Here is an 8,721-nt window from a genome sequence, read left to right as displayed (position 1 = left end):
CGCTCAAGGACCTCCTTCATCAACCTCATCCCTCCCCATGCCGTCACCTTCTCGTCACTGTACTCAATCTCATATTGCGGGCTCACCATATCGGTGATGCTCACTACACTGTTATCTTCTGGCTATCGCAAATTTTGGGTTCAATACACTATCCTGACACTGTAGGGGTCGGCAGTTCAAACCTGCCACCGCGCACCACTTTTTTCCATTTCTCAAGTGCCCGGGGAAAAGTCCGTTGGCTGCCCCTTCTCCTTCCAGGCGTTCATCTCAGCCTCCATCGAAGCGAGTTTTTTGCCAAATATCATGTGGGCATAGCCGCCGATCAGCAGACGGAAGGGAGGCTTTTCCGCATCCAGCAGATTTAGGATGGCCGAGGCTGCCTTGGCCGGATCTCCCGGTTGTTTACCATCCATCTTGGAGAGGAAGCCGCCAAATTTGCCAACCGTCCCTTCATAGTCGGGAATTCGCGGGCCATGGTCGAGTGAGCGTCCGATGAAATCCGTGCGGAAGGGGCCCGGTATCACCTGAGTAAACTTGATACCTAGCGGGGCGACCTCCTGGGATGCGGCATCGCAGGCGGCATCGAGCGCCGCCTTGGCCCCGCCATAGACGGCGAAGCCGGGATGGTTCGCGTAAGCAGCGATGGCAGACATCGTGATCACGTGACCACTTTTCTGTGCCCGCATCACGGGGAGTGCCGCCCGGATCAGCCGGAAGGGGCCGGTGAAATTCGTCTCAAGGTTGCGGGTAAGCTGCTCGTCGGTCGATTCCTCAAGGGCGGCCAGCAGGCCGTACCCGGCGTTGTTAATCAGGACATCAAGCGTCCCGAACTGCTCGACAGTCTCAGCCACGGCACGTTCAGCGTCGACTGGCTTAGTCAGGTCGAATCGGATCGCAATGGCCTTCCCGGGATACTGAGCGACCAGATCAGCCACGCTCTCCGGGTTACGAACAGCCAGAGCGACCTGATGGCCTCGGTTGAGGGCTTCCGTGGCGAGGGCACGCCCAAATCCCGTCGAGGCTCCGGTAATGAGTAGGTTTTTCATCGTCGGCACATCGTGGGGGCCTCTCGCTTACACTTCAATCCGGAAAAAGGTCGCATCCAGAATCTGCGGCAGACACCGAACACTTGCCGGAAAGATTACGGCTTCTTGCTATCTTAAACCGCTTCCGAAAGCGCCGTTCGTATTGGTTGGCCATCTTGGTTGCTCCGATCGCGCGACAATGGGCAATGACTTCTAGGTAGGATTTCCTTTGGTCGGGATAGTGGCGAATGATCCCGAGGTGTTCCCGGACCGTCTCTTCATGGCGGTGATTTTTGCAGTAAAAGTCAGCAAGAGTGTAAGAGAGCGGCGGCTTGTTGAAGCGGTCTTCCGGATAGAAAAGGCCGGCCCAACATCTGCCACAGAATTCTGCAAATGACATCGCTATCTCGGGGCATATAAGCAAAGAAGCGACAAGCAATAGCGGCGGTGTGGCAACCGTTATATTTCTAATCGCGAAGGAAGCCAAAAAAGCGGCCATAATCCATCGAATGACGGCCAACACTTTCCTCATGGTGCGACTCTTAAACCACGCCTCTGGGAAAGCCCATTTTATTCTCAATACCGAATGCTCAAAGCAGCTTAATGTGCCACTCGGGATCCTTGCCTTCTACTAATTCCAGCCAGGCATAGCTCGGCGGAGCCCCCATTGTTTGCTTTGCCGATGGTTCCGGGATTGAGTACCCGCACCCCGGCTATCATTTCTTCACGGGGGACATGGGTGTGGCCATGGAGGAGAAGGTCGCAGCTTCCCAGTTTCGTCGGTTTCGGCGGGATATGGATGAGTCGGCAGGTCACACCATGGCACATCAAATCGATCCAACTTACCGGCCTAACCGCTCTGTTTCAGCCAACTCTGGAGACCAGTCGACGGCCATTTCCTCGGCCACGAATTTCGTGAAGGGGATGATGTTGCGACGAACCGAGGCTTCTTCCAGGGCATCCATGTAGACCTGCCGGCGCGTCACGCGCAGGATCGTCCACGGGTAGCCACCAGAGGCGAGCATGGCATTCATGAGGAATCTCCCGATGCGGCCATTCCCATCGGCAAAGGGATGGATGTAGACGAATAAGAAATGCCCGAGGATCGCTCGCACCGAGGCCTCCGACTCCTCAAGAAGAGCCGCATGGAACGCCTCCATGCCGTCGATCACGGCTCGCCCTGGCGCGGGGGGCACATGGATGGATCCCCGGATATAGACTGGTTTCTCCCGGTATCCCGCCAGATCAGCCGCCGTCAGCCGGCCAACTTGGACAAAGGGCATGTGTAATTCCGAGTACCAATAGGGCAGATCCGTCTCGATGATCTTTCCCGGTGCATCTCCTTGGAAGATTTTGCCGATACTTTGAAGCACGGCCTCATGGGCAAGGCTATAGCCCTTGGCCGCAAGCCGGTTGTTTTCGTCCTTCAGTGCGGGATCGGCCACATCTCCTCCCGCCGCAATTCGGGCCACCAATTCCGGAGTGACTTGGAATCCCTCGATGGAGAGCGAGTGATAGGCGTCGTACTGGTAGAGATGATGCGCCTTCTCCAAGTAGGTCTTGGCATCCCCCCTCCCAACTGAAGAAGGAAAATGTTCCAGCACCATGGGACGCAGTTGCTCCCAGAGCAGCCGGATGCGGTCTGCGTAGGGACTCTTAGGGAGCAGATTGCTAGAGAGCATCGGCTGACTGTCTGGGAAGGGATTGATCGCCTTCTTCCAGCCCGTCAGGGCGATGAGCCCTCTTACCTGATCCGCCTTTTCCTGGAAACCTAGCGTCTCGAGTCCTCCCAAGATCCTGATCGATCCCGCCTCATTGTCCGCTTCGATGATCCCGGAAGCCAATTCTGCCGCCGAAGTCGTACGGAGGAGCACCTCGGCCTGAGGCCGATTCGTACGGAAGTAGGTGGGAGTTACCCTAGCCAACGCGTAGCCGATGGGCATCAGCTTCAATCCCCGATAGATTGAGCGCTGCGCAGGGAGCTTCCCTATATAGGTCAACAAAGAGCAAGAAATGTCGGTTTCTGCAAATCTCAGAGTTATTTGATTGTTCCCTCCACGCACCAGAATAGCCGTCGCCTGCACAGGGGTTGCGGTCTCCCCACTTTGGAGATCGAGCGAGATTTCAGGACTCAGGCAATAGTCACCTCCCACCCGATCTTCCAGATAGAGACTCAGAAAAGCCCAGAAGTTCCCATGCCAGAGAGCGGTCTCCCCTCTAGGCGCATGGGGAGGCACCAGAAAGTACCATCCCTTCATGATCTCCAGAAGGCATCCCTGCTGGATCAGAAAGGTTCGAACCCCGGTCGGCAGATCACGTCCACGCACGACTTCTTCACGGGCTACCTTCAGAGCGGTATCCAAAGCCTTCGCCAGTCTTGAGTGCGTCTTCATTTACTCTTGGATGCACTGTGGACATTTTTATTGAATGCGCAATACATTTTCTTATTCTTTGCGAGCATAACGCTGCTATAGAGATAGTTGTGTATTCTTATTTAAGGGATAAATGCCCCCTATCCATAGCATCCATAGGAGTTGGAGAAGGAGCGCCAGGTAGTTTTGGGAACAGACTCGTTGTCTGCCTGCTTTTTTCACTTTTGCACTTTCCCACCTTCCCACTTTCCTACCGTCGGCCACCTCTTTAAGGTGGCGGGTATGTGGAAAACCGCCCATGAGCATATCCTGAAACTGACCGTCTACGAGCCAGGCAAGCCCGTCGAGGAGCTGGCCCGCGATCTTGGTCTGCGTGAAGAGGAGATCATCAAACTTGCTTCCAACGAGAACCCCCTCGGTCCGTCGCCCAAGGCGCTGGAGGCGATGCGCAAAACGCTGGAGCGCTCCCATTTCTACCCAGACGGCGGCGGTTACGAATTGCGCGGAGCTGTTGCAGAGCGCCTCGGCATGGCCCGCGAGAATATCGTTCTCGGCAACGGCTCCAACGAGATCATCGAGTTTATCGGCCATGCTTTCTTCCGCCCCGGCGACGAGGTGGTGGTGGCCCGTCATTCCTTCGCGGTCTACAAGCTGATGGCCCAGCTCTTCGGAGCCGAGACGGTCGAGGTTCCCGATCCCGGATACACGGCCGATCTCGACGCCATGCTGGCGGCCATCACTCCGAAGACCCGCACCGTCTTCATCGCCAATCCGAACAATCCCACCGGCACCATGGTAGAGCAGGAGGCGATCGACCGCTTCATGGCGAGGGTTCCCGATCATGTTCTGGTCGTCTTCGACGAGGCCTACCACGAGTTCCTCGACAAGGCCCCCGATGTCCTGCCCTATGTCCGTCAGGGCCGGAATGTCGTCGTGATGCGCACCTTCTCCAAGATCATGGGACTGGCCAATCTCCGCATCGGCTACGGCATCACCACGCCCGAGCTGGCCGCCGTCCTCCAGCGCACCCGCCAGCCCTTCAATGCCAACGGCATCGCCCAGGCAGGCGCTCTTGCGGGACTCCTCGATGAGGAGCACATGAGGAAGACCCGCGAACTCACGCATGAGGGCCGCGAGTATCTGGAAACAGAGTTCGCTGCCATGGGCCTCGAATACGTTCCCAGCGTTGCCAACTTCGTTCTCGTGAACGTCGGCGATGGCAATGCCGTGTTCCAGGCGATGCTTCGCAAGGGAATCATCCTTCGGGCGATGGCGAGCTACGGCCTTCCCGAGTGGATCCGCATCTCCGTCGGCACGCTGGATCAGAACCGCCGTTGCGTTGAGGAGCTAAGAGAGGTTCTCAAAAAGTAACCGTGCAAGAGACCATCGCCGCGCTGGCCACACCTCCCGGCGAGGGGGCGCTTGCCGTGATCCGGATGAGCGGACCACTTGCCCTGACCATCGCTGACGCAGTTTTTCGCGGATCCGGGAGACCCTCTGCTATCCAGGAAAGGAACGTCTCCTTCGGCAGGATCATCGATGCAAAGGGAGAGGTCATCGACGAGGTCCTACTCACCGTTTTCAGGAACCCCCGCAGCTACACGGGCGAGGATCTTGTCGAGATCAGCGGACACGGCGGATCGCTTGTCGCCTCGCGCGTTTTGGCCGCAGTGCTTGAAGCTGGCGCTCGGATGGCCCGGCCTGGAGAGTTCACCGAACGGGCTTTTCTCAACGGAAAGCTCGATCTGACTCAGGCGGAGGCGGTGATGGATCTCATCAGCGCCGGAACGCCGAGGGCTGCACGAGCAGCAGCGGCACAGCTGGAAGGCCGGCTCGGCCAGGAGATCCAAGCACTACGAGGGGAACTCCTGGAATGCGTGGCCCATCTGGAAGCCTTCATCGACTTTCCCGAAGAGGGAATCGATCCGGAGAGTGGCGTGGCGTTGCGGCGGCGGATGCAAAGAATCGCTGAGCGTCTTGCCATCCTGCTTGCCACAGCCGACGAGGGACGCCTGCTTCGTGAAGGCATCACCTTGGCTCTCTGCGGTGCGCCAAATGCCGGCAAATCGAGCCTGCTCAACCGTCTGCTTGGAGCTGAGCGCGCTATCGTGAACGAGGCGCCGGGCACCACACGCGACACGATCGAGGAGAAGGCAAGCCTCGGCGGCTATCCCTTCCGCGTTATCGACACGGCCGGACTCCGAGAAACGGCCGATGCGGTGGAACAAGAGGGTGTGCGCCGCGCAAGGCAGGCCGCGGAACAGGCCGATCTCCGCATTCATCTCGTCGATGCCTCCCTTCTCTCCGACGCGGCAACAATCCCCGCGCCACTTTTCGATGATGAGATCCTGGTCTACAACAAGAGGGATTTGCTGGCCGATCGCGCCACCTTCCCCGGAGGAATTGTCATCTCCTGCCGTACCGGCGAGGGAATCGATAGCCTGATTCAAACAATCATTTCAAAAGTCACGGGACATTCGAAAGGAGAGAAAGGCGTGCATGGGGAGACTGTTCAGGATGGCGCCGCCATCAATGCCCGCCATCAGGACTGCCTCATGCGCGCTAGTTCCTCTTTGGTAGCTGCCATGGACCTGCTGGGAGCAGGGGATCCTCCGGAACTCGTGGCTGTGGAACTACGCACTGCCTTGGGAGCCGTAGGAGAAGTGGTCGGGGAGGCTGGGACAGAGGAGATTCTGGGAAAAATCTTCAGCAGTTTCTGTATCGGGAAGTAGGGGGAGGCGGAGAGACTGTTAGCGGTTTAGGCAACCAAGCTCGCGGGAACGAGCACGGAAGACTGACAAAGTCAGCCCCGAAGGGGTGGCACCGTCCGCCGGGAGGCGGATGACATCAATTAGGCTGCTAGGTCAGATGCAAAGGGGCAAAAGGCTCTACCCGAATGTCGGATTTCGTGAATATAGCAGCTGGCCTAAACGACCAGAATAGGAATTAGAATAGCTGTGATCTGAAAGGGTCGCATAAAGTAGTTGCTGGCACCTACGTCCCTCGTCAGGTATCGCTGGCTGGCGGAAAGGGTTGATCGCTGAGAATAGGAGTGAAGGCGCTCGGGATGCTCTGCTGCCAGCATCCCCTGTGCCTGAACGGTGAAACGTCAAATCGGCGTTCATCGAAACTCCACACGGGCTAGCGATTAACTGGACGAGCTTGTTGGCATTTTATTTAGGAGGAAGCTCGAAGCGACCGGCAAGAATTCCTGGCACTGTGATATCCTCATCCAATTCTTCCCAGCGCAGCGCAAAACCATTCACTTCGACTTCAACTTGCTTCAATTGTTGCTCCGTGGCCGCAGCTAGGCGGCTGAAACGGTCGGCGGGAAACCCGACAAAGCGCCCGTCATGCAGTTCAATATATATTGTTCTTCCCTCGGTCCAAGCACGCACAGCTGCCGGCTCCAAAGAAATCGGTGGTTCAGCGAGGATGGCGTTCATAATATGCTTTTTTCAGTTCTTGTTGATTTTCGAAAACGAGGCGTTCGATCTGTCTTAGGTCATGCGATCTTACGCCCCGGTTGCTTGCAAGAAAAATGGAAGGCTCCAGCCAGAATTTGCAGTCTCCGTCAGGCGTCCGGACGTGGATGTGCGGAGGCTCGCTTCCCTCGTCGGTGTAGAAGTGAAAACGGAACGATCCGATACGCAGAACTGTCGGCATAGATTCATCATGCCACACGCAAAGTTGCAGGGGAATATTTTTTGCCGAACGCCAAGATCACCGGCACCGGACCGCCTTGTTGGGAAATTACTTTTTGAACAGGTCACTGTGGGTGCCGCTCCTTTCAAGATAGAGCGAATCTTGATCCTTCCGGTAGATGAGCAACCAGTCTGGCTCAACATGACAATCTCTCGACCCTCCACGTGAGCCAATCAATGCATGGTCGCGATGTCTTGCATCAAGCATCTCTCCGATCGCAATCTGCCGGACGACTTCTTTCAGCTTTTGAATATCTTTGCCTCTCTTTTTTAGTTTTTTGAGGTCTTTCCTGAACTGACTGGTCTCAAAAATGGTTTTCACTTATCCCAGCTTGCAAAAAGCTTCTCTACGCTATCGAACGATGTGAGATTGATTCCCTTTTTGGAATCCTCAAGAGCCTTCCGGGTGGTGGCGTTTGGAATAGTGACTTCGAACGGAAGCCCTTGTTTTAAGGTGATCTGCGTGTAAAAAATACGGATCGCCTCTGTCGGGCTTAACCCCAGGCGATGGAGAATACTTTCTGCCTGTTCTTTGATTTCTGGCTGAATTCTGCTGTGGACCGCGGCGGTTTTCATCTCTGAAATATGTTGCAAATGCCACACGTCATCAAGTTTCTTTTTCCTAACTTATTTTAGGATGATATGTCATTCCATTGCGATAACGGATGACATGATTCGTCTCTGCCCGACCATCGCAAGAGTTTTGAATAAGTTCATTGGGGAATGGAGAGGATTACTCCTCTTCGTTTTTGAAAAGGAATCCAGCGATACTCTTGCTTTTTGTAATCAAAAGAAAAGCTAGGAAGGTTTGTAATAAAGCACTTGTTCCATAGCCTATAGGAGATGATAAATCGGTTTGATTAATCAAACGAGTTACTCTTATTAGTGAGGCAATGCTACCTATTAAAAGTGTCGAATTTGCAACCAAATGGACAAACATAGAAAGTCCAAGGATCTTGATTAGTACGTCTGCCAGTTGTTTCGATTTCATAATTATTGTGTTCAGTATTTTACCAACCCAACCATCGCAAGAGTTTTGAAGAAGTTCATTGGGGAGTGGCGGAATATAGGGGTTTGGACTGTTAGACTATTAGACTGTTAGGTCGGAGGGGATGGGGCAAAAGGCTCTAGCCGTTTAGACTCTGGTGGATGGCTGGGGTGGGCAATCATACCCGGGTTGGATCTCTATCTCCTATATCCCAGCTCCTATTTCCCATCAACCCCACCAATCCGACCATCGCAAGAGTTTTGAAGAGGTTCATTGGGGAGTGGGTGATGGGTTGTTTGGGGATACATTATCAAGAATATTGGAAAGAATCTTTGGAATCCCATCAATAGTTCCACCAGCACAATTAAAACTATATCCATGCTTTGATGGTAAATCCTTACAAATATGTACATCGAAAAGATACTTCCCTTTCAACTCCTTAGTTCCTTTTTCGTATGTGAGAATAGTATTACCAGATGCTGATATTTGAGCACAAGCGTCCGGTTATAAGTCCCACAGCATCAATTGGTTATTTTTGTGAGGCATGTAAGATTTGAAGTCGGTTTCTGTAAGTAGCTCATGGATAGGAACTTTCTCAAAAGGATGAATGCTCAAAAGCTGGAAGGTTCTGT

At 54.5% G+C, this 8,721-nt stretch carries 11 protein-coding genes; 2 read left to right on the top strand and 9 right to left on the bottom strand.

The features are described from left to right. Positions 1 to 212 precede the first annotated feature (212 nt). From K8R57_09015 to K8R57_09000, 4 genes are all read right to left on the bottom strand, one after another. Complete coding sequence (locus K8R57_09015) at positions 213 to 1,046, bottom strand: SDR family NAD(P)-dependent oxidoreductase (GenBank protein MCE9588440.1); 834 nt, start codon at positions 1,044 to 1,046, stop codon at positions 213 to 215. Between the two features lie 34 nt (positions 1,047 to 1,080). Next, on the bottom strand, positions 1,081 to 1,557 hold the full coding sequence (locus tag K8R57_09010) for a hypothetical protein (GenBank protein MCE9588439.1): 477 nt from the start codon (positions 1,555 to 1,557) through the stop codon (positions 1,081 to 1,083). 68 nt (positions 1,558 to 1,625) lie between these two features. After that, complete coding sequence (locus K8R57_09005) at positions 1,626 to 1,841, bottom strand: metallophosphoesterase family protein (GenBank protein ID MCE9588438.1); 216 nt, start codon at positions 1,839 to 1,841, stop codon at positions 1,626 to 1,628. Positions 1,842 to 1,867: 26 nt separating this feature from the next. Then, entirely contained in the window at positions 1,868 to 3,418 is a 1,551-nt protein-coding gene (locus K8R57_09000; protein ID MCE9588437.1) for a Fic family protein, read from the bottom strand. A gap of 261 nt (positions 3,419 to 3,679) precedes the next feature. On the opposite strand from K8R57_09000, the gene hisC reads away from it, so the two are divergent. After that, positions 3,680 to 4,768, top strand: a complete 1,089-nt coding sequence (gene hisC / locus K8R57_08995; protein MCE9588436.1) for a histidinol-phosphate transaminase — start codon at positions 3,680 to 3,682, stop codon at positions 4,766 to 4,768. A 2-nt stretch (positions 4,769 to 4,770) separates the two neighbouring features. Then, the gene (gene mnmE, locus K8R57_08990; protein ID MCE9588435.1) at positions 4,771 to 6,129 is read left to right on the top strand and encodes a tRNA uridine-5-carboxymethylaminomethyl(34) synthesis GTPase MnmE; all 1,359 of its coding nucleotides are present in this window, start codon (positions 4,771 to 4,773) and stop codon (positions 6,127 to 6,129) included. 441 nt (positions 6,130 to 6,570) lie between these two features. Here the strand turns inward: mnmE and K8R57_08985 are convergent, their stop codons facing one another. The 5 genes from K8R57_08985 to K8R57_08965 form a co-directional block, all read right to left on the bottom strand. After that, positions 6,571 to 6,843 carry a DUF2442 domain-containing protein gene (locus tag K8R57_08985; protein MCE9588434.1) on the bottom strand — a complete coding sequence of 91 codons (273 nt, stop codon included), beginning with the start codon at positions 6,841 to 6,843 and terminating at the stop codon, positions 6,571 to 6,573. After that, the gene (locus K8R57_08980; GenBank protein ID MCE9588433.1) at positions 6,824 to 7,063 is read right to left on the bottom strand and encodes a DUF4160 domain-containing protein; all 240 of its coding nucleotides are present in this window, start codon (positions 7,061 to 7,063) and stop codon (positions 6,824 to 6,826) included. Before K8R57_08980 ends, K8R57_08985 begins: the two co-directional genes overlap by 20 nt. 87 nt (positions 7,064 to 7,150) lie before the next feature. Then, on the bottom strand, positions 7,151 to 7,423 hold the full coding sequence (locus tag K8R57_08975; protein ID MCE9588432.1) for a type II toxin-antitoxin system YafQ family toxin: 273 nt from the start codon (positions 7,421 to 7,423) through the stop codon (positions 7,151 to 7,153). Continuing rightward, the gene (locus K8R57_08970; GenBank protein MCE9588431.1) at positions 7,420 to 7,677 is read right to left on the bottom strand and encodes a type II toxin-antitoxin system RelB/DinJ family antitoxin; all 258 of its coding nucleotides are present in this window, start codon (positions 7,675 to 7,677) and stop codon (positions 7,420 to 7,422) included. Before K8R57_08970 ends, K8R57_08975 begins: the two co-directional genes overlap by 4 nt. Positions 7,678 to 7,834: 157 nt before the next feature. Next, the gene (locus tag K8R57_08965) at positions 7,835 to 8,092 is read right to left on the bottom strand and encodes a hypothetical protein (protein MCE9588430.1); all 258 of its coding nucleotides are present in this window, start codon (positions 8,090 to 8,092) and stop codon (positions 7,835 to 7,837) included. Positions 8,093 to 8,721: the final 629 nt, after the last annotated feature.

The sequence above is a fragment of the Verrucomicrobiota bacterium genome (assembly GCA_021413925.1).
Lineage (GTDB): Bacteria > Verrucomicrobiota > Verrucomicrobiia > Chthoniobacterales > UBA6821 > UBA6821.
This window is presented reverse-complemented; position numbering and strand designations above follow the sequence as displayed.